The organism is Mycolicibacterium flavescens (assembly GCF_001722335.1).
GTDB classification, from domain to species: Bacteria; Actinomycetota; Actinomycetes; order Mycobacteriales; family Mycobacteriaceae; genus Mycobacterium; species Mycobacterium flavescens.
Map to the genome: position 1 here is coordinate 74,750 of NZ_MIHA01000009.1, position 23,576 is coordinate 98,325.

The following is a 23,576-nucleotide window of genomic DNA, read 5'->3' on the forward strand; positions in this document are numbered from 1 at the left end:
CAGGCAGGGGGTCTTGCGGCAAGGGCGCAGTGGTGCTGCATACTTGCGAACCCCAGCAGCCCGTCCGAAGGATCCGCGTGTCGCAATCGCTTGATGAAGGCCCGTTTTTCCATGGCACCACAGCGCAATTGGGCGCCGGTCAGTTTCTCACCGCGGGTCATCGATCGAACTACCGCCCTGAGATCGTGATGAACCACGTCTACTTCACCGCTCTCGTCGACGGGGCGGGCCTTGCCGCCGAGATCGCCGCAGAACTCGCCGGCAAGGGAGCCGTTCCGAGGGTCTATGAGGTTGAGCCGACCGGGGAGTTCGAGGACGACCCGAACGTGACCGACAAGAAGTTCCCGGGCAACCCGATGCGGTCATACCGCAGTTCGGCGCCGCTACGGGTCGTCGGCGAGATCACCGAATGGACGCGGCTGACACCGGATCAGTTGCAGGAATGGCGGGAACGTCTGTCCGCGCTCCTCTCCGACGAACACGCCGAGATCATCAACTGACGCTGCCGGCGACGGGGGGCGACGTGGCGAATCTCGTTGCCAACAACAGTGGCTCACGCACTTCGGCAGGTATACCCGGCAAACTCAGCCCCTGCCGGGACGCACGTGTCGATTCGGGAAACCTCTTGCAACCTACACCGCACTTTTTGTATCGGTGGAGTCGAGGGAGGTTGCCATGTCCATCACAGAATCGAAGATTACCGCCGTGGTTCTGGTGACAACACTGCTGGCGGTTGGTTGTACGCGCGAAGCTTCCAACCCGGCCACCGAACAGACGGAAGCCTCCGGTACGCCCACGGAACAGTCGAAAGTCACCGGTACCGCAAGCGCCTGCAACGTCGTGTCGGCACCCATGACAGCGGTCCGGAGTCTGGCCAACGAGCCGCAGATCGTCATCCCCCAGCCCGCCGGATGGGAGCGCGATCCAGAGAACGAGTCCGAAGAGCGGCGGTTCGCCATGGCTAACGGAAGCTTGAAGGCGGGCCGCATCGCGTCAGCGACGGTGGCATTGAGGACGCTACAAGGCCACCGCGACCCCGCGACGGAGCTGGAAAGCGTGCGTGTCAGGACCGAAAAAGACCCTGGCAACACACATGTGACCGCCACCGACACCGAGGTGTGCGGTTTCCCCGGCCAGACAGTTCACTTCACGCGGACCAGCGACGGGTTGCCGTCGGCCGACGAGACCCTGCTGGTAGTCGTCGTCCCTGCGGCAGACGAAACCCATCAGGTCGCGGTCACGACCAGAACCACCCACGGCGACGATCCTGAGTACCAGCGTGCGATCGGAACGATCCTTTCCGGAGTCCAGGTGCTGACACCCGCTACTGCCTGACGTCTCCGGCGCCGAACGTGAAGCTATGCGCGAGTTTCGGTTGATTTTTCGCGCACAAGCTCACGTTGGCGCTCTACCTGAAACGCAAACGTCGTCGTCTCGGCGACCGACCGCCGTTCGGGCGGCGGAAGCGGCTCACCCACGGATTGCGGCCCCAGCCGGATCAACGCCTGCGGATACGCGGCGCCGTCGAAAACCTCACACGCCAACGCGATCCGGTCGCGTGAGTTCCGCAGCGGCTCCGTCAACGGACACGTCACCAGCCCGAGGGCTGTCGCAGCCAATGTCAGGTCGCTGAGCGCCTCACCTGCGCGCAGCCGCGCCAGGTCGGTGTCGGAGTCGGTCGCCAGCACCAGCATCGCGGCCTCGTCGTCGTCGTGCGCCGGTGAACCATCTGCGAACCGCAACGCGAACTCGGCGTCGCCCAGCCGGGTCCAGCGAGAGGTCGGCACGACCGACACCTCGACGTCGAACCGCGCCGCGCGGACGACGAGCTGCTCGACGGTGCCCGCGGGCAGCGCGCCGCGATAGGGTCGGCGGTCCGCCCGGCGCCGCGAAATCGCTTCGGCCAGCTCGCGGCTCCCGTCACCGCCGGGCCGCACCTCGAGGTCGATCGACGCCAGCACCCCGTCCTCGGGGAACCGACGGATCCGGCTTCCCCACCCGGCCGCGGCGAAGGCGACGACGCAGTGGTGCAGCACGGCACCGCAACCGAGCAGGACGTCGCTCCGGTCCGAGGGGCTGTCCCCGCGGCGGCGTTGCCAGTCGGCGGACAACTGGACACCGCGGTCGTCGACCAGCCATCGCCAGGGCTGGGCGTTGCCCGCCGACGGGGCCCGCGCCGCGAGGTCGAGAACCCGCTCCAGCGTCGAGGCGTCGGGGAAGGCGGCATCCACGTCGTCCATTGTGACCTGTCCTGGGCGTCAACTCAGAACCGCCGTTCACATAATCTCCACTCCTGCGATAACTTCGACACAGATGCCCTCTGCGAATGGACTCAACACATGACCCTGACCGGCGAACGCCAAGAGATCGCACTCGAGGACGTCGAGTTCAATCGTCGCGACGAGCCTGAGCGGCCGCTGCGGCCCATCCCGCCGGGTCGTGACCACTTCGCCGACCAGTGGCGCCAGATGCGTGAGTTCATCTTCGGCGACTGGATCGACATCGACAAAGAGGTCGAACCCAACACCATCACCCGCCTGCGCGACGACTACTTCTGGCAGGCCGACGAGCACATGATCGGCGTGGTCGACGCGTTCGAGCGGATCGGCCACGAGCGGGGCCGGGCAATGTTCGAACAGGCGCTGACCCAAGGGATCGAGACCCTCGACGATCCTCCGCAGGAGTTCGTCGAACTGTTCGAGCACCTCGACCAGCTGCCGAGCCAGTTCGACCTCGTGGCCGCCGAACGCGGCCGCATGCTGGCGATGTCGGCCACCATGGCGGCGACGATGATCATCCGCGGGTGGGCGTTCTACGAGACCGCGATGACCGGCGACATCTCCGCGGCCACCGGCGCCACCGGCCGGTTCGCCGACGACGGGCCCCGGCGCTTCATCGAGACCGCGCGGGTGTTCGCGGAGTTCACGCTGCCCGACATCTTCGACCGGCACTCGGAGGCCTTCCAGGACGTGGTGCGGGTGCGGTTGATGCACGCGATGGTCAGCCGCGGATTGCGTCGCAAATGGGGCGACGACGTCTATCTCAAGTTCGGCGAACCGATTCCGGTCACGTCGCTGCTCGGCTTCGGGAGTGGCATGCTGCTCGGGCGGCTCGTGGACCACGCCTTCGGGCGCAAGCTGACGCGCCGGGAACTCGAGGACCTCGCCGAGTACTCGTCGTTCTCGGGCCGGCTCTGGGGAGCGCCGGAGCGGCTGCAGTCCGCCGACGGCCTCGAGCTGATCAAGTCGCTGAACTATGTGCTGGCCCGCGGCGGCAATCCGTCACCGTGGCGGGCCCAGCTCGTCGACGCGATCGCCGGCCCGGCGCACCTGATGACGCTGACCGAGACCTTCCCCGGCTGGGCCCGCAAGCTGGTGGCGCGGCACGTCAACCAGCTCACCGCCAGCGTCGCCCTGGTCCCGGCCGGTGTGGTGTTCGGATACCAGCAGATCGAGGCGATGATCGCCGGCACCCTGTTCGAACCGCTGGGCTACAACTTTCAACGGCGGATCCAGGTGTTCGAGAACATCGCCCGCGTCAACGTCGGCATCGCGCGGGTCGCCGACCGGCTGCCGTGGACCAATCCGATCCGCGAGCAGAGGAAGCGGACCGGTGCGGCCGCGCGTGAGCGGATCGCCACGCTGAACAAGATCGCCCGCGGCAAGAACATCCCGCTGACCTACACCCATCACGACCGCTCGACGGCCGGAGAGGGCTTCACCGGATAACCCGGCGAAAGTGGATTACCCGCACGCCAAAAGCGCGAATGGCGTGCGGGTAATCCACGTTCGGCACACAGTCGCCAACTGACCAGTCATGCCTGGTTTGGATGAATCGATGCCAAATATAGCTTGGACAGGTATCGCCAACCCCACCTAGCGTGCTCGTGAGTGACCTGCGCCACGGTCGGACCTTAGGAGACAACTCATGGCGATCATGCACAGCACCCGCTTCCGCACCGGACTGGCGGTCGCCGCCGCGGTCGGCCTCACCGTCACCGGATGTTCAGGTGTGCAGAACACGACCGGAAGCGGGTCGGGGGAATCCTGGCCGTCGGGCACCGTGGAGATGTACGTCGGCGCCTCGCCCGGCGGTTCCAGCGACCTGATCAGCCGCGCCGTGTCGAAAGGCCTCTCCGACAATCTCGGCGCCTCCTTCCCGGTCATCAACCGGGAAGGCGCCAACGGTGCGCTGGCCGCCGCGGAGATCGTCAACGCCGAACCGGACGGCTCCAAGATCGCGATCCAGAACGCGTCGTTGTTCACCATCACCCCGCTCGCCGTCGCGCCGGACGAGGTGACCAACATCGACGATTTCGACGTCGTCCAGGGCGTCTCCCGCGACGACTACGTGTTGGTCACCAACCCCGCCAGCGGATTCCGCACGATCGCCGACATGCAGAACGCGCCCGACCGGGTCGTCCGGTACGGCACCACCGGGGTCGGCACCGGAGCCCAGCTGTCGGCCGCCCTGCTGTTCAAGACCAGCAACATCAACGCGCAGGCCGTGCCGTTCGACGGCGGCGCGCCCGCGCTTGCCGCGGTGCTCGGCAACCAGGTCGACGTCGCCAGCCTGCAGGTCGGCGAGGCGATCGAGAACATCCAGGCCCAAAAGCTGGTCCCGCTGGCCGTTTTCGGCCCCGAGCGCATCGAGTACCTGCCCGACGTGCCGACAGCCAAAGAGCAGGGCCTCGACGTCGAGGTGACGCAGTACCGGTTCATGACGGTCCCCAAGGGCACCCCGCAGGAGGTCAAGGACCGGCTCGTCGAAGGGATGCAAGCCACCTTCGCCACCGAGGAATACAAGCAGTTCAACAAGCAGAACAGCCTGACGCCGATGGAGATCCCCGGCGACGAGGTCCTCGAGCATCTGCGCGAAGACAAGCAACGCTACGCCGACCTGGTCGGCCAGTACGGCATCAGCCTGCGGGAAGAGGGCAGTTCGTGACGGAAACCCACGAAAAGCCGCTCGCACCCGTGGATTCGACACACCGCGCCCCCGGCGACATCCTGCACGAGATCGGGGCCGAGGTCGCCCACGAACTGGAGGAGGACCGTCCTCCCCAGGGTGGTCCGCTCTACCAGACGGTCAGCGCGCTGATCGGGACCGGAATCGGCGTCGTCGGTGCACTGCTGTCGTGGGGTTACGGTCTGGGCTCGCTGCACGAACCCGGTCCGGGCCTGTGGCCGTTCGTCGTCAGCGTGCTGATCACCGTGTTGTCGGTGGTGCTGCTGGCGGTGGGCCGCGGGTTGACCGACAGCGAGGCGTTCACCCGCAGCAGCGCGCTGCCCGCGATCGGCATCGTCACGTTCATCGTGTTCGCCGTCATGCTGCCGATGACCGGATTCGAGATACCGGCCTTGCTGCTGTGCGTGGTGTGGCTGAAGTTCCTCGGCGGTGAGACGTGGCGCAGCACGGCGATCATCAGCGTCGCGACTGTCGCGGCGTTCTACGTCCTGTTCCTGTACGGGCTCGGCATCCCGCTGCCCCACCTGATCGCCCTGTAGCGGAAACCACTCCACCATCATGGATTTCAACGCATTCGTCGAAGGCTTCGCGCTCGTCGCCGAACCGAAGAACATGCTGTACTGCCTCGTCGGAGTGCTGATCGGCATGGTCATCGGGGTGTTGCCCGGCCTCGGTCCGGCAGCGACGATCGCGATCCTGCTGCCGATCACCTACACCATCGACCCGGTTGCCGCGATCATCATGCTCGCCGGCATCTACTACGGCGCGCAGTACGGCGGCACGATCACCTCGGTGCTGCTGCGCCTGCCCGGCGAGGCGTCCTCTGTGGTCACGGTCTTCGACGGTTTCGCCCTCGCCAAGCAGGGCAAGGCGGGCACGGCGCTCGGGATTGCCGCCATCGGATCCTTTGTCGGCGCGACGATCTCGATCATCGGCCTGACGCTGCTGGCGCCCGTCGTCGCCGGGTTCGCCTTGAGCTTCGGGCCACCGGAGTACGCCGCGCTGGCGGCGCTCGGCGTGCTGCTGGTCGCGACCATCGGCAGCGGCAACAAGCTCAAAGCGTTGATCGCCGGGGCGGTGGGCCTGCTGCTGGCGACGGTGGGACGCGACAGCTTCACCGGCGCAGAGCGATTCACGTTCGACAGCCTGCAACTGGCCGACGGGATCGACTTCGTCGTCGTGGCGATGGGTCTCTTCGGTGTCGGCGAGATCCTCTACAACCTCGAGCAGCGGCACCGCAAGGCCACCCCGCCCACGAAGGTCGGCAACGTCTGGCCGTCGCGCAAGGATCTGCGCCAGTCCTCGGGGGCCATCGGCCGCGGATCGCTGATCGGCTTCGTGCTCGGCGTGCTGCCGGGCGGCGGTGCCGTGCTCTCCTCGATCGTCGCGTACGCCACCGAGAAGCGGCGCGCCAAGAATCCCGAGCGGTTCGGTCGCGGCGCGGTCGAGGGTGTCGCGGCACCGGAAACGGCCAACAACGCCGCGGCCACTTCGTCTTTCATCCCACTGCTGACCATCGGCCTGCCCGCGAACGCGTCGATGGCCATGCTGTTCGGCGCGCTGCTGATCATGGGCGTCTCGCCCGGACCCCAGTTGGTCGACGAGCGTCCCGACGTGTTCTGGGGCGTCATCAATTCGATGTACCTCGGCAACCTTCTGTTGCTGATCCTGTCGATCCCCCTTGTCGGACTGTTCGTGCGCATCTTGCGGGTCCGCCCGGCGATCCTGGCGCCCATCACCGCGCTCATCACGATCCTGGGCGTGTACACGATCAACAACTCGGTCTTCGACATCTACCTGATGGTCGCGTTCGGGATCCTCGGCTATTTCATGAAGAAGGCCGGTTTCGACCCCGGCCCGATGGTGCTCGCGTACGTGCTCGGGTCGATCATCGAGTCGAGCACGCGCCGGTCGCTGCTGATCTTCGGGGGTGATCCGACGGGCTTCTTCACCCGCCCGATCTCCGGGACGATCTTCGCGGTGTTCATCGCGCTGCTGTTGCTGCCGCTGATCACGACGGTCATCAGGGCGACCCGGCGCAAGACCGCCGACACCGACGAAAAGGTCGGTGTGTGAGCCGGTCTCAGCCACCGCTGAGGCGCCTGCGGGTGTTGCCCAAGTGCACGCGCATCGCCGCGCGCGCGGTGTCGGGATCGCTTGCGCGGATCGCCGCGGCGATGTCCTCGTGTTCGCGCTGCACTCGTGCCACGTGTCCGGCGTCGGTCATCGAGTACTCGTCGCCCAACCGGGTCCGCGGCAGCATGATCATCATCGGGCCCAGCGAGTCGAGCAGTTCGAGGTGGAACCGGTTGGCGCTGACCTCCGCGACCGCCCGGTGGAACCGGTAGTCGGCCTGCACCGCGTCCTCGGGGGCGGCGCCGACGAACTCCGCCAGCGCCGCGCTGATCGTGCGGCGGCCGCGATCGTCGGCGCGGGCGGCCGCCAGCGCAGCGGCCTCGCTCTCCACGCCGATCCGGAAATCCACCATGTCCAGCACGTCGCGCTGCGTGCGCAGCGCGGCCGACTCCACCATGAACGACGACGGCTGCGGCACCGCCAGGACGAAAGAGCCACGGCCCTGGAAGGTTTCGACCAGTCCCTCGGCGCGCAGCCGGGTCACCGCCTCGCGAACCACGGTCCTCGACACCCCGAACTCGTCGATCAGCTCGGCCTCCGACGGCAGCTTCTCACCGGGCGTAAGCTCGCCGGCGAAGATCTTGTCCTTCAGGCCCGCGACCACCCGCTGCGCCAGTGACTTCTCCGTCATCGCGTACCGACCTCCGCGCTCTCCACGGTGAGGGCGCGCATCCGGTCGCTGAGCGTGAACCCGAGCCCCGGCCGCTCCGGGAGGTACATCCGGCCGTCGCGGATCTCGACGCGCTCGTTGAACAACGGGTTGAGCCACTCGAAGTGCTCGACCCACGGTTCAGTCGGGTAGGCCGCCGCCAGGTGCAGGTGAATCTCCATGGCGTAGTGCGGCGCCAGCGCCAGACCGGCGTGCGCGGCCAGCGTCGAGAACCGCAGGAACGGGGTGATACCGCCGATGCGGGGTGCATCGGGTTGGACGATGCCGCGGTAGCCGGCGTCGACGAGGGACATGTGTTCGCTCACCGACGTCAGCATCTCGCCGGTGGCGATCGGGGTGTCGAAGACGTGGCTGAGGTCGGCGTGTCCGACCGCGTCCCAGGCGTCGAGCGGTTCCTCGATCCAGATCAGGTCGAAGGCCTCGAGCTCGCGGCACATCCGCCGGGCGCGGGCGCGGTCCCACTGCTGGTTGGCGTCGACCATCAGGGGCCGGTCGCCGAGGTGCTCGCGCAGCGCCGCGACACGCTTCAGGTCGGTACGCCAATCCGGTTGGCCCACCTTGATTTTGATCCCGCCGATGCCCGACTCCAGCGACGCGGTGGCCTTCGCCTTGATCTCCTCGACCGAGGCCTGCAGGAACCCGCCGGAAGTGTTGTACACCCGGCATGAGTCACGATGGGCGCCGAGCAACTTGGCCAGCGGCAGCCCTGCGCGGCGGGCCTTGAGATCCCACAGCGCGACGTCGAGCGCGGCGATCGCCTGCGTGGCGGTACCGGAACGGCCAACAGACGCCCCCGCCCACAGCAACGACTGGTAGATCTTGTCGATGTCGGAAGGATCCTGGCCGAGTGCGTTCTCGGCGACCTCGGCCAAGTGGGTGTACTGCGCCCGCCCGCCCGCGCGTTTGGAATAGCTGAAACCCATTCCCTCGTAACCGTCTTCGGTGCGGACCTCGACGAACAGCATCACGGTTTCGGTGAGCGGCTTCTGGCGGCCGGTGAGCACCTTGGCATCGCTGACCGGAGTGTCCAGCGGCAGGACGACGTGGGAGAGCTTCAGATGCCGGATTCGGTCGGCCACGGCCTCCCCTTACTTATACGATGACAGTCGCAACTTATCATACAAGCATTCGGAGGGGTCTCAGCGAGCGGTATCCCCGAAAAGTGCTGTGTGCCAGACATGGATGATCGCCGCCCGCAGCGGGCCGACCGCCTCCGGGCCGTCCGCGGATCGCACATAGCGGTCCAGGACCCGTTCGTTCATGGAGATCAGGGTGTGGGCGAGCGCGCCGACATCGGGGATGTCGATGGTCGGCTGGGTGGTGATGAAGTCGCTGACGAGGTCCTCGTAGCGCTGCAACCACCGGTCCCAGATGGCCGTCGCCTCGGGGTCGGCGTCGCGGGCGTCGAGCATCGCCCGGAACAGGGTCCGGTGGGCCTGCCAGGAGTCGAAGGTCCGGGTCATCGCGTCGACGACGATCTGACGCGGGTCGCCGCCGCCGGCCAGCGATCCCTCGATCGTGAAGACGTCGTCCTGGAAGATGCCGATCAGCAGCTCGGTGACGACTTCGTGTTTGCCCGCGAAGTAGAAGTAGAACGCCGGCCGCTTCAGGCCCGCTGCCCGCGCCAGTTCCGCGACGCTGATCTCCGCGAGCGACCGGGTCTGCAGCTGCTCCTCGAAGGCCTCCAGGATTCGGGCCCGGCTCTCGTCGCCGCGCGGTTGCGGTCGGCGCGCGCTGCGTCGCGACGTCGGCGTCGACTCAGGCGGCACCGGCTGCCTCGCGTGCGCAGCCCGCAAGCCGCACCGGACCGAGCTTCTCGACGCGGCGCCGGCCGGCCGGCAGCTCACGCTTGCGCATGTTGCGTTCGTAATCCCAGTAGTCCACCTGCTGGGTGTGCCGCGGTTTGTCGGCGAAGTGGCCGACGTACTTTCGTTCGTCGGCGGCGATGACGCGCTTCATCTCGGCTTCCGACGGGGGCCGGTACGTCCCGGCGAGATACTCGGCGGCCAACCGGGCCTGGCACTCCACGAAGGGGAACAGCGTCGGCACCGCCTGGGCGAACCCGATGAAGAGCAGGTCGTCGATGCCCGGCTTGAAGATCCGCTTGTACAGCGGGAGCCGGTTGTCGGGCGCCTCGATGAAGCTACGGTCGAAGAACGGGAACGTGATGTTGTAGCCCGTCGCATAGATGATCACGTCGGCCTCGACGGTCGAACCGTCGACGAACACCACCGAACGTCCGTCCAGGCGTTCGATGTTCGGCTTCGCGGTCGCGTCACCGGACCCCAACCGCATGAGCAGTTCGGCGGACTGGGTGGGGTGCGCCTCGAGGAATCGGTGGTTGGGTTTCGGTAGGCCGTAGTTCTCGGGATCACCGAACATCAACCGCGCGAACGGTTGCATCGCGCGCCGCTGCCACGACAGCGGGATCACCGGCAGCGAGCGCGCGACCTTGTCGGCGGTCCTGCCGAAGATGTACTTCGGCACAACCCAGGCTCCCGAGCGCGTCGACAGGTAAACCGTGTTGCGCCAAGACTTCTGGGACAGCTCGGAGACGATGTCGGCCGCGGAGTTGCCGATCCCGACGACGACGATGCGTTTGCCGCGCAGATCGAGTGGTTCGGTCGGGTCGATGTAGGCGTGGGCGTGGATGCTCTCACCGGTGAACTCGCCCGGGAAGTCGGGTGTGCGGGGATCCCAGTGGTGGCCGTTCGCGACGACCAGCGCGTCAAACCGTCGCGTCTGACCGTCCGCCGTGTCGAGTTCCCAACCGCCCTGCGGGAGGCGTCGCGCGTGCTTGACCTCGTTCTGGAACTGGATGCGATCCAACAGGCCGAAGGTTTCGGCGTAGTCGTCCAGGTACTCCTTGACCTGGGAGTGATGCGGGAAGTCGGGGAGGTCCGCGCGCATCGGGAAGTCGCGGAACGACAGGCAATCACGGGAGGTGTCGATGTGCAGTGATCGGTACGCGCTGGAATGCCCGTTCGGATTGCGGAACGCCCAGTTGCCGCCGATGCGGTCGGACGCTTCGAAGCAGTCGTACTCGATCCCGGCGTCGGCGAGGTTCTTCCCGGTGGTCAAACCGCTGATGCCCGCACCGATGATCGCCGTCGTTGGTGATGCCGAGGGTGATGTAGCCATGTCGCCTGCCGTTCCTGTGTAGTGCCTCACTCGCAAGGTATCAGTTTTCTGACACCTGTCAAAGAATCTGCCCGCTTAAGATGCCGGGGTGAATACCGACAGAGCACTGCGCGGTCTCATCGCGGTGTTGAGCACGCTCGCGTTGACTGTCGCGGCGGGGTGTTCGTCGGAGTCCTCGCCGACGAACCTCGCCGCGGATGTGCCGGTGCAGACCGGTCAGCAGAGTGTGCTGTTCGACGCGATCGGCGCCTCGAGCCTGGCCGTCGACGCCAAGAACACGCTGTACATGGGCGGCAGCATCGGGATCCTGACCTACACCCGCGGTGAAGAGAGGCCGAAACCGCTGCCGCACACCCGGTTCGGTGTGTCGACGCTCGCGGTCGCACCCGACGGCGCGCTGTATTTCGTCACCCTCGAACACCAGGTCCAGACGCTGAAACCCGGGTCCACCACGCCCGAACCGCTGCCGTTCGGTGAACTCCGGGAGTGGAGCGGTCTGGCGGTGTCCCGGGACGGGACGGTGTACCTGGGCGACAACTCGCGGGACGTGTTGTTGAAGCTCGCCCCCGGGGCGCAGTCGCCCACCGAGGTTCCGGTCAGCGGCGCGAGTGAACTGGGGCACCTGGTGATCGACGCCGACGACAACCTTTACGCGTCGTCGGAGGGCAAGATCGTCAAGATCGCGAAGGACGCCACGACTGCCGAGGTGGTCGAGGGCGCCCCGGCCGACGCCGGCGGTCTCGCGGTCGACGCCGCTGGCAATCTGTACGCCACCGACGTGAAGGCGGGCACGGTGTCCCGGATGCCTGCGGGCGGTGGGGACTGGGTGCAGTTACCGTTCAACGACATTCAGAGTCCGACGCGGATCGCCGTGGACGGCGACGGTAACGTCTACGTCGTCGCGGCGATCAGGGGTGAGGGCCTCAAGGTCGTCAGCCTCACCGCGAAGTAGCGTCCCGGTCAGCCCAGCGAGATCAACCCGATCGCCGCGGCCGTCAGCATCAGGCCGACTACCTGTGGGCGACTGAGCCTTTCGTGCAGGAAGAGCATCGCCAGCAGCACCGGGATCGCCGGGTAGAGGGCGGCGAGCACGGTGGCCAGCGCGAGTAGCTGCTCCTGGGTGGCCAGGAAGTACAGGACGATCGCAACCGAACCCGCCGCCCCCACGACACACGCGGGCAGCACGAACCGGCGGGGCAGGCGCAGGCGTGCGCCGCTGCGCAGGCCCAGCGGAACGATGGTGACCGCGGCCAGGATCCGTGCGGCCAGAATCGGCCACAGACCGCCCTCGAGGTCGATCCGTGAGATCGCGATGAACTGCAGCGCGAAACCGGCGCCGGCGATCAGACCGTCGAGCGTGCCGGTCTCGGCGTGTGACGACTCCGCCTGGCGGCTGCGCGAAACCAGCCACAACGCGGGTAACGCCGCGGCGACGCCGACCCACGCCAGCGCGGTGGGACGGTCACCGAGCAGTGCCACCCCGACCAGGACCGGCAACGCGACGGCGCCGACATCGCTGACGGGCACCACCACGCTCATCCGGCCGGTGCTCAGGCCGCGGTAGAGAAACGCCACCCCCACACCCGTGCCGACTCCGGACAGCGCCCCCCACGCGATCGACTCGAGAGTCAGCTGCGGCGCCGGCCAGAAGACCGCTGCGGCCGCCACCACGACGACGCCGCCGATCTGCCCGTAGAGCGCTACCGCCCAACTGTCGGCCCGGCGCGCGAGCAGTCCGCTGAAGAAGTGGACGAGCCCGAACACCACGGCGGCGCCGAGCGCCAGGGCTTCAGGCATCAACCGGGTATGGCTGGACGTTTCGCATGCGAACTGCATACCCCTCGACCGGGTGACGGTGGACATCGGCCGTCGTGCAGCGCAAGGTTGGCCCGGGAGGTGTGATGAGCGACCAGCGGCAGGTGCGCGTGCGTCGCATCTACGACGAACCTCGGCCCGACGACGGTGCCCGGGTACTGGTGAACCGGCTCTGGCCGCGCGGGATCAGCAAGGAGAGCGCACACCTCGACGAGTGGTGCAAGGACGTCGCGCCGTCGACCGAGCTGCGGAAGTGGTACCGCCACGACCCGGCGCGCTTCGACGAATTCGCCCACCGGTACCGCGACGAACTGCAGCAACCCGCAGCAGCGGCGGCCTTCGCGCACCTCAAGGAACTGGCGGCCGATCGAGGCCTGACGCTGCTCACCGCGACCAAGGATCCCGATATCAGCGAGGCCGCTGTCCTGTGTCGGCTGCTCACCGGCGGCAACGGCTGACACTTAGCACGGAATCGGCGGGCCGCCAAGGTATGTGCCCGAATTCCGTAATGGTCACCCCGCCTGACTATGTAGGTTGTCATCCAGGCCGTGGCGTGCGCCCGGCGATGTGAGGAGTCGTCAGCAGTGGAGCACGTGGATCCGACCGACCGCCTCGGGCGTGGGATGTTTCGCTACGGCATAGCCGCGCTCGCGCTCACCGCGGGCATCGCGTTCGGCGCGACGCCCGGCGTCGCCTGGGCCGATTCGCCCGATTCCGATTCGGGCACCAGCACCAGCACCAGCACCTCGACCGGTCCGGGCGATTCCAGCCCGGCGCAGGGCACCGACTCCGCCGCGAAGGCCGCGACGACGCCGGACACGTCCGGTCCCGACGACGAGGCCGACGGCGACGACGAGACGACCGACGAGTCCTCCGACACGCGGCTCGACGACACCCCCGTCGAGGCCGACGACGAAGCGGAAGCGGAGATCGAGCCGTCGGCACCCGAGGTCGACGTGCCGACTGACGACGACATCGAGCCGCCGGCGCCGGCGCCGGCTCCGGTTCCGGAGACGACGAAAGCGCGCGGTGGCCAATCCGATCCGGCCACGCCGGAAACGCTTGTCGAGCGTGACACCGCCACGCTCGAGCAGGCGCTGGTCACGTCGAGCCGGCTGAAAGCCGAGCCCGTCAGCGCCACGGTGGCCACGCTCGCCGCGCCGGTCCGCACAGCCGCGGTCGCAGCAGCCGACGTCCCGGTGGCCGCGGTCGAGATTACGACACCTGTTGCGCCGCAACCGTTGTCGCCGATCGCCCAGCTGCTGGAGCTGCCGGGCCGCATCGTCAACATGGTGCTGGAGGTGCTGGACTTCACCTCGTACGCCAACAGCCCGACGCTCCCGATCGGCCTCGGCCCGATCAACGACCTGATCTTCGGCGCCTTCCGCGAGGTGGAGCGTCTGCTGGGCCTGTGGGACACCCCGCCGGTGCAGCCGGTGGTGCCCACGCTGGTCTACGACGGGCCGACCGACAGGGTGACTCCGACGGTCGCGCAGTTCCTGCACGCGGCCTCGGCGGCGTACGTGCTCGGGTCCACGCCGGGGGATCTGCAGCCGTTCGTCGTCGACGGCTTCCAGCTCGCCGAGACCAACATTTTCACGGGCATGGTCGGCAAGGCCTGGGTGACGCCGGAAGGTCAGGTGATCATCGCCTACCAGGGCACGACCGGCGGGACGAACCTGCTGTTCAACCCGCTCATGGTGATCCCGCAGTTGATCGCCGATCTGCAGGTGGTTTTCACGCGAACCACCCCGTGGGCGTTCCACAACGCACTCGACTTCGCGCAGCGGGTCCGGGCCGAGGCGGCGCTGCAGGGTTACCGCGACGAAGACATCTTCGTCACCGGCCACTCGCTCGGCGGCTGGGAGGCGCAGTACGTCTCGCAGCAGATCGGGCTGGCCGGCGTCGGCTTCGAAGCCCCCGGCATCAACACCACGGTCGCGGGCAATGGCGCCGACTCGATGTTCGTCAACATCGGGACCTACGGCAGCACCGCGCCCTACATGGCCACCGACCTGCCCGGGCTGCAACCGTTCATGCCGCCCTATGAGCCCGGCGGCGGCAGCAAGCCGCACTACGGGCCGATCGTGATGATCGGGGACCCGGCCGCCATGACGCCGCTGTACAACGCGTCCACGCTGTGGGGTAAGGGTCTGATCGGTAGCGCGATCTTCGTGCTCGACTTCCTGGTCAACTTCTTCCAGTACCACCTGCCCGCCGTGCAGGCCTACCACCTCGACGTCATCCCCGACCCCGGTGTGGTGCCCTTCCTGGGCACCGCGCGCGGCCCGGTGCACGAGGGCTACGGCGAGCTGACGATCCCCATGCTGCTGGCCCGGGCCTCAGACGACGGCATCCTGTTCCAGCCCTGACGCGTACGCTGTGAATAACATGTGTGTAATTCGCAGTTTGCCCAGTTCAGAGCGGGTGTCGGGCTGTGCATGGACGGTGAGTGCGCGGTCGGCGCGCCCGGCGATCGCGACGCACGGACGAGTGGACATCGTCGTGAGCACTTCGTAACCTGTCCCGGGACGAGAACGCCGGGCCAACATCGGTCCTAGTAGCGAAAGATCGTGACAAACCGAATGAGCCGGGTGCGCCAATACCTTCGACGTAGGGTGTGCGTTTCGGCGGCCGTTGCGCTGACGCTGGCCATCTCGATGGGCCACGTCCACGCCGACCCGGCCGCGGACGCGCTGGCCAGACTCAACGAACTGTCCAGTCAGGCGCTGCAGACCCGCGAGGCGGTCACCGCCGCGCAACGCGACGCCGAGGCACGACGGGCCGAGCAGACCGCGGCCGAGGACCGTCACCGTGCCGACCTGGACGCACTTACCGCCGCCAATGCCCAGCTCGCGCCGTATCAGGCTGCGGTCGACCGGATCGCGGCGATGAACTACATGAGCGGCCGCGACGGTCAGATGGCGGCGCTGCTGACCGCACCCTCACCACAACAACTCATCGACCGGCTGTCACTGCAGCGGGTGGTGGCCGCGACGACGGCCGACCAGATGAAGGCCTACAAGGCGGCCAGCGAGCGCGCGGCCGCCGCCGCCGTCGAATCGGAGAAGTCGGCCGCTGACGCCCGCGCGGCCGCCGAACGGGCCGCGGCCGTCGGCGCCGAACTGCAGGGCAAGTGGAAGGAACTGCTGCGCAAGATCGCCGAAGCCGAGGCGCAGTACGCGGCGTTGACCCCGCAGCAGCAGGCCGTGATCGACAATGCAGTGCCGCCACCGCCCCCGCCCGTCGGGGCGCCCGCACCACCGCCGCCGCCACCCGGCGAGCCCGCGTCGCCGCTGGCCGCTGTCGTGCCCGACAACCTGGAGGCGCTGCCCGTCGGGGTCGCGAACGAGGCCGGACTGCAGCCCAACACGATCATGGCGGCCCGGGCGGTCAGCGCACGGTTCCCGCAGATCGGCGACATCGACGGCGTGCGGCCGGACTCGAAGCCGTGGCACCCCCGCGGCCTGGCGATCGACATCATGATCCCCAACCACCAGAGCCCGGAGGGGATAGCGCTCGGCAACGAGATCCTCGCGTTCGCGATGGCCAACGCCGGACGCTTCGGGCTGCAGGACGTGATCTGGCGGGGCACCTATTACACGCCGGCCGGTCCGCAGGCGTCCGGCTACGGTCACTTCGACCACGTGCACATCACGACGCTGCCGCGCTGACTCCCGCCGTCAGGGATGGAAGTTCCACTGGCCGCAGTCCTGGGCCAGTACGTCGTTGACGTCGACGCGGATGCCGCCGACCACCGGCCCCGGATTCGAGGCCGTGTCGATGATGCGCTGATAGAGCACAGCCGCGGGATAGATCTGGCCGCCCGACCAGGACCGGGTCTGCCACGCCCAGACGTGGCCGGGGGAACCCGACCTGCCGATGACACCGTCGGCGGCCGCCCACTGACACGGCCGGATGCCGGCGTAGATGCCGGTGCGCTGCACGCCGAGCACCGAGTTGATCCCGCGGAACCAGGGCAGCACGGTGCTGTTCCAGGCCTGGCGGTCGATGTCGTCGTCGACGCTGAAGAAGATCGGCGCGGTGCGACCGCCGCCGGCGGCGACGTGATAGTGCCAGGCGGTTTTCGCGTCGGCGACGCCGCCGGGATAGCCGCGGGTGAAGTCCGACGGCGCCGTCCCGCCGGGCTTGCCGTACTGGTAGTTGCTGACGATCACCAGGCCGGCGGCGTTCAACGACCGGGCGTAGGGCAGCGTGATCGGTTTGGCGCCGAACGACGACCCGGGCCGTGAGGTCGACACGTAGTTGATGACGCCGGCGTGCCCGGCGGCCCGGATGTCCTGCGCGGGGATCTGGCGCATCGCGAAGTCGATCAGCGTCGGGCGCGCGGCCGCGGCCGCCGGCGCGGTCCGTCCCACCGATGCGGCACCGAGGCCCGCCAGTGCCGACACCGTGGCGGCGTAGCGCAGCGCGTCGCGCCGGGATACCTGCACGGCGCGAAGTTACCAAAGTGACAGCTGTGAACAGTGGAGGCGAGGGCTGACGATGCCGGTTCGTGTCCGATCCGTTGCCCGGAGCGCCGGGTCACCCGGCCGGGGTAACCTCTAGGCCCGAGCCCTTGATCGACGCCTTGGCCCGACTCTCGGCGCGCACCGACCTCTTGCCGCGCACGTAACCGGTCGCCGAGATCGACGCCGCGAGCAACGCGCTCTCACCCTTGACGAACGGATGGAACCCGACGCCGGCGCCGCCGCGGCCCTTCACCGGGATATCGGCGACTTCGGTGACCTTCCAGCTCTTTTCGGCCAACGACAGGATCGCTTCACCGTTGGCGCACGAGACCGGCAGCGCGGCGATGACCTCGTCGCCGTCGGTGGCCAGCTTCACACCCGCAACGCCGTTGCCCGCCACACCCTGCGGGTTCACCGCGGCCGGATCGATCCGCAGGATCTTGCCGCGCCGGGTCACCAGCGCCAGGTGGAAGCCCTCGGGCAGCACACCCGACCCCAGCAGCTTGGTGATGTCGGGCGCGACCGGAATGTCGCGGATCTTGTACGGCAGACCACCGCCGGTGGTGAATTTGATCCGGCCATCGGTCCACACCGCCCACCCGAGGCCGGACGTCAGCAGCTCGCCGTGCCGGTCGGAGAACACGCCGCGGTCGTCGAGGCGCCAGGCGGTGTTGACCTTGCGTTCGCGCGGGCCGTCCTCGCCGGCGCCGGAGGTGACCGGGGTGGCGTCGAGGTCGAGCACGGTGCGACGGTCGAACTCGGGGCCCTTGAACAGCTTGGCGGTCTCGACGAGTTCCTTGTCGATCACCGTTTTGCGCGCATCGGGATTCGACACCAGTTCGGTGAGCTGGGCGAACTCGGCGTCGAGCCGTTCAGCCTCGGCCTGCAGCTCGATCACATCGAGCTTGGTCAGCCGGCGCAGCTGCAACGCCAGCACGTAGTCGGCCTGCACGGCGTCGATCTTGAAGCGGTCCTGCAGCCCCTGACGGGCCTCGTCGACGGTCTCCGATCCGCGGATCACCGCCACTGCGGCGTCGATGTCGAGGTGGATCGTCATCAGCCCGGCCACCAGATGACGCCTCGCCGTCACCTTCTCCAGCCGGTACTCGCTTCGATGCAGAACCACCGAATCACGCAGCGAGAGAAACGCCTTGATCAGCTCACGCACCGACCACCAGCGCGGCACCCGGTTCTCGTCGAGGGCCACCAGGCTCGCGGCGAACGTCGACTCCAGCGGGGTCAGGGCCAGCAGTTGGTCGCGGATCTGTTCGGCGCTGTGGCCGCGTTTGGCGGTGACGACGATCCGTAACCCGTTGCGGCGGTCGGTGAGATCCGACATGTCGGCGACGCCGGACAGCTCCCCGGACTCCACCAGCGCCCGGATCCGTTCCTGCACAGTGTTGCTCGCGACGCCGGGCGGTAGTTCGGTGATGATGACGTTCTTACCGTCCACCGACAGCGTCCCGCGAACCGTGAAGTGCCCGCGGCCGGTGGTGATGTACTCACGCAGCCCAGCCGTGCCGACGACGCTCGCCCCCGAACCCCAGTCGGGTCCGGGAATCATCTTCACCAGGCGGTCGTCGGTCATGTTCGGGGTCTTCAACAGCGCGCGGCAGGCAGCCATGATTTCGCGCGGATTGTGCGCGGGCACCTTGGTGGCCCATCCCTCGGCGATGCCGACAGCGCCGTTGCACAGCAGCACCGGCCACTGGGCGGGCAGCACCGTGGGTTCGATCCACTCGCCGTCGAAAGTCGACACCATCGGCACCGCGTGGCTGTCGAGTTCGGCGGTCAGCGCGGCGCCCGGCGCGGACAGCCGCATCTCGGTGTAGCGGTCGGCGGCCGGGATGTCGCCCTGGATGCGGGGGAAAGCGCCCTGCCCGTCAATGACTTTCACGCGCTGGAAATCGGCGGCCATCAGCGCCGCGGCCCCGTACATCGACGTACCGCCGTGCGGGTGCAGGTTGCCGGTGACGGCCGAGCAGATCTTCGACGACTTCTGCGGTTTGTTGCCGGGCAGCAGCTTGGACTCGTGCATCTGATAGAGCAGACGCCGCTGACCGGGCTTCAGGCCGTCGTAGGCCGACGGGATCGCGCGGTCACTGACGCTGTACAGCGCGAACGTCAGTTGATAGCGGTTCCAGTAGTCGTCGGCGCTCTGGTCGAGGACCAGATCCGGGTTCTGCTCCGGAACGTCGAGGGTTGCGGTCACGGTGGTCTCCTAGGTCAGGTCGAGGGAATTGGTGTCGACACGGGCGGCGATGTCGGCCATCCATGTCCGCCGGCCCTCGGGCGGTCCACCGAACAACGTGTGATGCAACTTCTTCTCGTCATCGTCAGGAAGTACGCGAATCACCGTGCGGCGCTGCGGATCCAGCACGGTGTTCCAGAAGTCGTCGGCATCCATCTCGCCGAGCCCCTTGTTGCGCTGCACCTCGACCCTGCGCTTGGAGGTCTCCTTCAACTTTGCCACGGCAGCGTCGCGCTCGGACTCGTCCTGGCAGTAGATCCGCTGGGTGCCGTCCTTGACCACGAACAGCGGCGGCAGCGTCACGTAGACCATCCCCGCTTCGACCAGCGGCCGGTAGAAGTCCAGGAACATCGAGATCAGGCTCGAGTTGATGTTCCCGCCGTCGGGGTCGGCGTCGGAGGCGAACAGGATCCGGTCGTAGCGGCACAGTTCCGGGTCGCAGTTGTCCCGCACACCGCAGCCCAGGATGCGTTCGATCGAATCGAACTCGTCCTTCGAGCGGGCTTTGTTCAGCGCGAACCCGTACACGTTGGGCGGCTTGCCTTTCAGCGGGAACGCCGCCTGGAACGTCGCGTCGCGCGCGGCTTTGATGGTGCCCAGCGCCGAATCACCCTCGCAGAGAAACAGTTCCGCACCGGATCCGCGGCCGGTCTCACGGCTGGGAAGCAGCTTGGGCGGCAGTGACAGGTTCGTGCCCAGACCCTTGGCCTTCGACGCGGCGCGCGACCGCGCCTTCGCCCCCTCCGCGCTGCGTCGCGCCCGCGCCGACTCCAGCGCCAGCTTGGTCCACAACGACACGGCGTCGGCGTTGGCGGGGTTGGCCGCCCAGATCGTGACGCTGCGGGCCACGTCCGGGGCCATCGCCACGTTCAACGACCGCGACGACACCGCGGTCTTGGCCTGTGAGTCCCAGGCGACATCGGGTGCCCGGGTGTCCACGGCCAAAGCGGTGACCGCGACGAAATCCTGTGGCTCCGGCCCTTCTTCGCCCTTGGCCAATCCCAGGTCACGCATCCGCGACGCCCGGTCGGCCAGCGCTTCGGAAAGCCCCTTCATCGCGGCGGTCAGGTGGGACCCGCCGCCGGGGGTGCGCACGGTGTTGCAGAAGGCGGCCACCGTCGCCGGTTCGGCCGGGCCCGCGGTCAGCGACCACCGGAACGGGGTCGGGCCCCGGCCGGTGGTGTACTCACCGCGACCCTCCACGACCGCGCGGATGTCGGGCGCGGGTGTGCCGGCGGCGGTGCACATCAGGTCCAGCAGCGTGTCGGTGCCCCACGGGCCGGTGAACGGCTCGAGCAGCGCCGGCGGAACCTCCTCGCCCGGCCAGCCCTCGTCGACGACGGTCAGGTGCACACCCGGCGACAGCCGGGCCGCGGCGTGCGCGCGCAGCAGCACCTCGCCGATGTCGATGCTGGTGTCGGGAACCACGGCAGGGTCGAACAGGATTCGGACGGTGGTGCCGTGCAGGTCGGGTTTGCGGTTGCCGGTGCCGCGCAGCTTCTGCGTGTCGGCGCGGGTGAACGGTGCGTCGGCGTCGAACTCCTTGCCCTCAAAGGTGCCGGGATAGCCGCGCCCGAAGCACTGCACGTAGGTCCTGCCCGCCCGGTGCACCGTGACGTCGGTGCGCGCGGAGATGAAAACCGCTGCGGCGGCGCCGATTCCGTTGAGGCCGGCGCCCGTGCTGGTGGCGTCGGTGTGCGCGGAGAACTTGCCGCCGGCCCGCGCCGTGCCGAGCGTCTTGACGATGCCGTTCTTGCCGGTGCTCGGATCGGTGTCGACGGGCAGGCCGCGGCCGTCGTCGGCCACGCTGACCGATCCGTCGGCGTGCAGGGTGATCGTGACCGTGGAGCCGCCGTGGTCGGGAACGGCGACCTCTTCGATGGCGTTGTCGATCAGCTCACGCAGCGCGGTGTTTAGTACGTCGAGCCCCAGGTTGACCGCCGGCCGCAGGCGGGTGTGCTGGACATCATCGAGTTCGGTGATGTCGGCGGCGGTGTAACTCACTGCTGGTCCTTTGTGTCGATACCGAGAAGGGGGCCGCAGGAATCGTAGACGGCGGGACCGACATCTCCGCGTAACCCGAGCGGCGGTCCAGATCACGATGTCGGCACACCGATTGACAACGTACAACCGATCGGTTGTATATTGTCGTGGTGGCCGATCAGGACGAGGACAGGGCGGACGCGTTCTTCCACGCCTTGGCTGACCGGACTCGACGGGACATCCTCCGTCGGGTGCTGGCCGGCGAGCATTCGGTCACGGCGCTCGCGGCGCAGTACGACATGAGCTTCGCCGCAGTGCAGAAGCATGTCGCCGTATTGGAGAAGGCCGGCCTCATCTCCAAGCGTCGCCAGGGGCGAGAGCAATTGGCGAGTGGTGACATGGAGGCGGTGCGGTCAGTCGCGTCGATGCTCACTGAGCTCGAGGACGTCTGGCGTGGTCGCATCGCTCGCATCGATGACCTACTCAGCGAGGAATAACCATGCCTGTCACCAATACCAGTAAGAACATCGACGACCGCACCTTGACGATCACCGCAGAGTTCGCGGCGCCCGTCGAGCGGGTCTGGCAGATCTACGCCGACCCGCGCCAGCTCGAGAAGATCTGGGGGCCACCGGGTTACCCGGCCACCGTGGTCGAGCATGCGCTGACGCCCGGCGGCACGGTCACGTATTACATGACCGGACCCGACGGTGAGAAGTACGGCGGCTACTGGAAGGTCACGGCTGTCGATGAACCGCGCAGCTTCAGTTTCGAAGACGGGTTCGCCGACGCTGACCTCAAGCCGGCCGGCGATATGCCCGTCGCGCACAGCGTCTACACCTTCGAGGCGATAGGTGACAGCGCGACCAGAGCCACCTACATCAGCACATACGAGTCGGTCGAAGGCTTGCAGAAGGTGCTCGAGATGGGTGTGGAGGAGGGCACGGCTCAGGCGCTCAACCAGATCGACGCGCTGCTAGCCAGCTGACACCGGCAGGGCCGCCGCCGCGATCGTCTCGTCCACTTCCTTCGCACGGGTGGCCATCTCGGCGTGTGCCTTGTCCAGCGCGTCGGCCTGATCCTCGTCGGCCTTCATCAGCGTCTCGATGTCGAAGCTGCCCATGTCGAGGACACCCATATCGCGAAAAGCCTTCTGCACCTTGTCGCCCCACAGCCCGATGTCCTTGACGATCGGCACGATGCGGCTGAACAGATGCGAGCGGAACTGGTTCATCATCGGCGCCGTCTCGACCCACTCGGCACACGCCTTGACGTCGAGCCCCAGGGTCTCGAACACCTCGTCGCCGCGCAGCCGGTCGCGCATCAGGTAGCACGCCTCCACGACGAATTCCTCCCGCTCATCGCGTTCGGCCTCGGTCAGCGCAGCGTAGTAGTCCTTCAGCGAGATCCGGCCGAACGCGACGTGTCGAGCCTCGTCCTGCATGACATAGGCGAGCAGCTGTTTGGCCAGCGAGCCCGGTTGCGCCAGATCGCGCTGCACGCCGAACGCGGCCAGGGCGAGCCCCTCGATGAGGACCTGCATACCGAGATAGGGCATGTCCCAACGGGAGTCGCGCAGGGTGTCGTCGAGCAGAGCGGTCAGGTTCTTGTTGATCGGATAGACCATCCCGACTTTCTCGTGCAGGAACCGCGAGAACGCCTCGACGTGCCTGGCCTCGTCCATCGTCTGGGTGGCGGCATAGAACTTGGCGTCCAGATCCGGGACGACCTCGACGATCTTGGCCGCACACACCATCGCTCCCTGCTCGCCGTGCAGGAACTGGGAGAACTGCCACGCCTGGGAGTGCTGGCGCATCTCGGCGCGGCGTCTGTCGTCGGCGGCGTCCCACATCGGGCTGCCGAACAGAGGATGGAACTCGTCGGGCAACCCGATCGGGTTCATCGGGTCGACGTCGAGGGTCCAGTCGATGCGCGACTGGGCGTCCCACTGCTTGTCCTTGCCCTTCTGGTACAGGGAAAGTAGCCGGGCGCGGCCGTCGTCGTACTCCCAGTTGAAGCGGGCCTCGCCGGCGCTGGGAACTTCCCAGGCGTACGGTGCGGGCACCTCGGTGTACTTGTCCCTGGTGGCCATGGCACGCCCCCTCAACCGGATCTGGCGCCGCTATATGACGCAGATCAC

Annotated in this window: 22 protein-coding genes; 12 read left to right on the top strand and 10 right to left on the bottom strand. The window is 67.7% G+C overall.

Features of this window, described 5'->3' with window-relative positions; genetic code table 11:
* The first annotated feature begins 77 nt into the window (after positions 1 to 77).
* Complete coding sequence (gene arr, locus BHQ18_RS13930) at positions 78 to 500, top strand: NAD(+)--rifampin ADP-ribosyltransferase (protein ID WP_069414212.1); 423 nt, start codon at positions 78 to 80, stop codon at positions 498 to 500.
* Positions 501 to 675: 175 nt separating this feature from the next.
* A complete protein-coding gene (locus BHQ18_RS13935) occupies positions 676 to 1,335 on the top strand; it encodes an LpqN/LpqT family lipoprotein (RefSeq protein WP_131815688.1) in 660 nt (219 codons plus the stop codon).
* A gap of 23 nt (positions 1,336 to 1,358) precedes the next feature.
* Here the strand turns inward: BHQ18_RS13935 and BHQ18_RS13940 are convergent, their stop codons facing one another.
* Positions 1,359 to 2,231, bottom strand: a complete 873-nt coding sequence (locus BHQ18_RS13940; protein ID WP_109789299.1) for a nitroreductase family protein — start codon at positions 2,229 to 2,231, stop codon at positions 1,359 to 1,361.
* Positions 2,232 to 2,339: 108 nt separating this feature from the next.
* Between BHQ18_RS13940 and BHQ18_RS13945 the strand changes: the two genes are divergently transcribed.
* The 4 genes from BHQ18_RS13945 to BHQ18_RS13960 all read left to right on the top strand — a co-directional run bounded on the left by BHQ18_RS13945 (position 2,340) and on the right by BHQ18_RS13960 (position 7,044).
* Positions 2,340 to 3,728, top strand: a complete 1,389-nt coding sequence (locus BHQ18_RS13945) for an oxygenase MpaB family protein (RefSeq protein ID WP_069414214.1) — start codon at positions 2,340 to 2,342, stop codon at positions 3,726 to 3,728.
* 199 nt (positions 3,729 to 3,927) lie between these two features.
* Positions 3,928 to 4,947: a Bug family tripartite tricarboxylate transporter substrate binding protein gene (locus BHQ18_RS13950; protein ID WP_069414215.1), complete on the top strand. Its 1,020-nt coding sequence runs from the start codon at positions 3,928 to 3,930 to the stop codon at positions 4,945 to 4,947.
* On the top strand, positions 4,944 to 5,507 hold the full coding sequence (locus tag BHQ18_RS13955) for a tripartite tricarboxylate transporter TctB family protein (protein WP_234794172.1): 564 nt from the start codon (positions 4,944 to 4,946) through the stop codon (positions 5,505 to 5,507). The genes BHQ18_RS13950 and BHQ18_RS13955 overlap by 4 nt, the downstream gene beginning before the upstream one ends.
* Before the next feature lie 19 nt (positions 5,508 to 5,526).
* Positions 5,527 to 7,044 (top strand): tripartite tricarboxylate transporter permease, encoded by a 1,518-nt coding sequence (locus BHQ18_RS13960; protein WP_069414216.1) that lies wholly within the window; start codon positions 5,527 to 5,529, stop codon positions 7,042 to 7,044.
* A gap of 7 nt (positions 7,045 to 7,051) precedes the next feature.
* Here BHQ18_RS13960 and BHQ18_RS13965 read toward each other — a convergent pair whose 3' ends face one another.
* Genes BHQ18_RS13965 through BHQ18_RS13980 form a run of 4 tightly spaced genes read right to left on the bottom strand, consistent with a single transcriptional unit; the run spans position 7,052 to position 10,915 of the window.
* On the bottom strand, positions 7,052 to 7,735 hold the full coding sequence (locus BHQ18_RS13965) for a FadR/GntR family transcriptional regulator (RefSeq protein ID WP_069414217.1): 684 nt from the start codon (positions 7,733 to 7,735) through the stop codon (positions 7,052 to 7,054).
* Positions 7,732 to 8,853 carry an L-talarate/galactarate dehydratase gene (locus tag BHQ18_RS13970; RefSeq protein WP_069414218.1) on the bottom strand — a complete coding sequence of 374 codons (1,122 nt, stop codon included), beginning with the start codon at positions 8,851 to 8,853 and terminating at the stop codon, positions 7,732 to 7,734. Before BHQ18_RS13970 ends, BHQ18_RS13965 begins: the two co-directional genes overlap by 4 nt.
* A 60-nt stretch (positions 8,854 to 8,913) precedes the next feature.
* The gene (locus BHQ18_RS13975; RefSeq protein ID WP_069414219.1) at positions 8,914 to 9,543 is read right to left on the bottom strand and encodes a TetR/AcrR family transcriptional regulator; all 630 of its coding nucleotides are present in this window, start codon (positions 9,541 to 9,543) and stop codon (positions 8,914 to 8,916) included.
* On the bottom strand, positions 9,533 to 10,915 hold the full coding sequence (locus tag BHQ18_RS13980) for a flavin-containing monooxygenase (RefSeq protein WP_069414220.1): 1,383 nt from the start codon (positions 10,913 to 10,915) through the stop codon (positions 9,533 to 9,535). The genes BHQ18_RS13975 and BHQ18_RS13980 overlap by 11 nt, the downstream gene beginning before the upstream one ends.
* Before the next feature lie 88 nt (positions 10,916 to 11,003).
* On the opposite strand from BHQ18_RS13980, the gene BHQ18_RS13985 reads away from it, so the two are divergent.
* On the top strand, positions 11,004 to 11,867 hold the full coding sequence (locus BHQ18_RS13985) for an NHL repeat-containing protein (RefSeq protein ID WP_131815689.1): 864 nt from the start codon (positions 11,004 to 11,006) through the stop codon (positions 11,865 to 11,867).
* Between the two features lie 8 nt (positions 11,868 to 11,875).
* Here BHQ18_RS13985 and BHQ18_RS13990 read toward each other — a convergent pair whose 3' ends face one another.
* Positions 11,876 to 12,712, bottom strand: a complete 837-nt coding sequence (locus BHQ18_RS13990; RefSeq protein WP_069414222.1) for a DMT family transporter — start codon at positions 12,710 to 12,712, stop codon at positions 11,876 to 11,878.
* Positions 12,713 to 12,816: 104 nt separating this feature from the next.
* Here BHQ18_RS13990 and BHQ18_RS13995 point away from each other — a divergent pair, with 104 nt between their 5' ends.
* The 3 genes from BHQ18_RS13995 (at position 12,817) to BHQ18_RS14005 (ending at position 16,404) form a co-directional block, all read left to right on the top strand.
* Positions 12,817 to 13,188 carry a DUF488 domain-containing protein gene (locus tag BHQ18_RS13995; protein ID WP_069414223.1) on the top strand — a complete coding sequence of 124 codons (372 nt, stop codon included), beginning with the start codon at positions 12,817 to 12,819 and terminating at the stop codon, positions 13,186 to 13,188.
* A gap of 126 nt (positions 13,189 to 13,314) precedes the next feature.
* On the top strand, positions 13,315 to 15,102 hold the full coding sequence (locus BHQ18_RS14000) for a hypothetical protein (RefSeq protein ID WP_411550518.1): 1,788 nt from the start codon (positions 13,315 to 13,317) through the stop codon (positions 15,100 to 15,102).
* A 213-nt stretch (positions 15,103 to 15,315) separates the two neighbouring features.
* Positions 15,316 to 16,404 (top strand): coiled-coil domain-containing protein, encoded by a 1,089-nt coding sequence (locus tag BHQ18_RS14005; RefSeq protein ID WP_069414224.1) that lies wholly within the window; start codon positions 15,316 to 15,318, stop codon positions 16,402 to 16,404.
* A gap of 9 nt (positions 16,405 to 16,413) precedes the next feature.
* Here the strand turns inward: BHQ18_RS14005 and BHQ18_RS14010 are convergent, their stop codons facing one another.
* The 3 genes from BHQ18_RS14010 to BHQ18_RS14020 all read right to left on the bottom strand — a co-directional run bounded on the left by BHQ18_RS14010 (position 16,414) and on the right by BHQ18_RS14020 (position 21,457).
* Positions 16,414 to 17,184 (bottom strand): DUF1906 domain-containing protein, encoded by a 771-nt coding sequence (locus tag BHQ18_RS14010; protein ID WP_069414225.1) that lies wholly within the window; start codon positions 17,182 to 17,184, stop codon positions 16,414 to 16,416.
* A gap of 91 nt (positions 17,185 to 17,275) precedes the next feature.
* Positions 17,276 to 19,414: a DNA gyrase subunit A gene (locus tag BHQ18_RS14015; RefSeq protein WP_069414226.1), complete on the bottom strand. Its 2,139-nt coding sequence runs from the start codon at positions 19,412 to 19,414 to the stop codon at positions 17,276 to 17,278.
* A 9-nt stretch (positions 19,415 to 19,423) separates the two neighbouring features.
* The gene (locus BHQ18_RS14020) at positions 19,424 to 21,457 is read right to left on the bottom strand and encodes a toprim domain-containing protein (protein WP_069414227.1); all 2,034 of its coding nucleotides are present in this window, start codon (positions 21,455 to 21,457) and stop codon (positions 19,424 to 19,426) included.
* 149 nt (positions 21,458 to 21,606) lie between these two features.
* Here BHQ18_RS14020 and BHQ18_RS14025 point away from each other — a divergent pair, with 149 nt between their 5' ends.
* Positions 21,607 to 21,933: an ArsR/SmtB family transcription factor gene (locus tag BHQ18_RS14025; RefSeq protein ID WP_069414362.1), complete on the top strand. Its 327-nt coding sequence runs from the start codon at positions 21,607 to 21,609 to the stop codon at positions 21,931 to 21,933.
* Positions 21,934 to 21,935: 2 nt separating this feature from the next.
* Positions 21,936 to 22,424: an SRPBCC family protein gene (locus BHQ18_RS14030; protein ID WP_069414228.1), complete on the top strand. Its 489-nt coding sequence runs from the start codon at positions 21,936 to 21,938 to the stop codon at positions 22,422 to 22,424.
* Here BHQ18_RS14030 and BHQ18_RS14035 read toward each other — a convergent pair.
* Positions 22,413 to 23,528, bottom strand: coding sequence for a ferritin-like domain-containing protein (locus BHQ18_RS14035; protein ID WP_069414229.1), 1,116 nt, complete (start codon positions 23,526 to 23,528; stop codon positions 22,413 to 22,415). The two genes, BHQ18_RS14030 and BHQ18_RS14035, sit on opposite strands and share 12 nt — an antisense overlap.
* Positions 23,529 to 23,576: the final 48 nt, after the last annotated feature.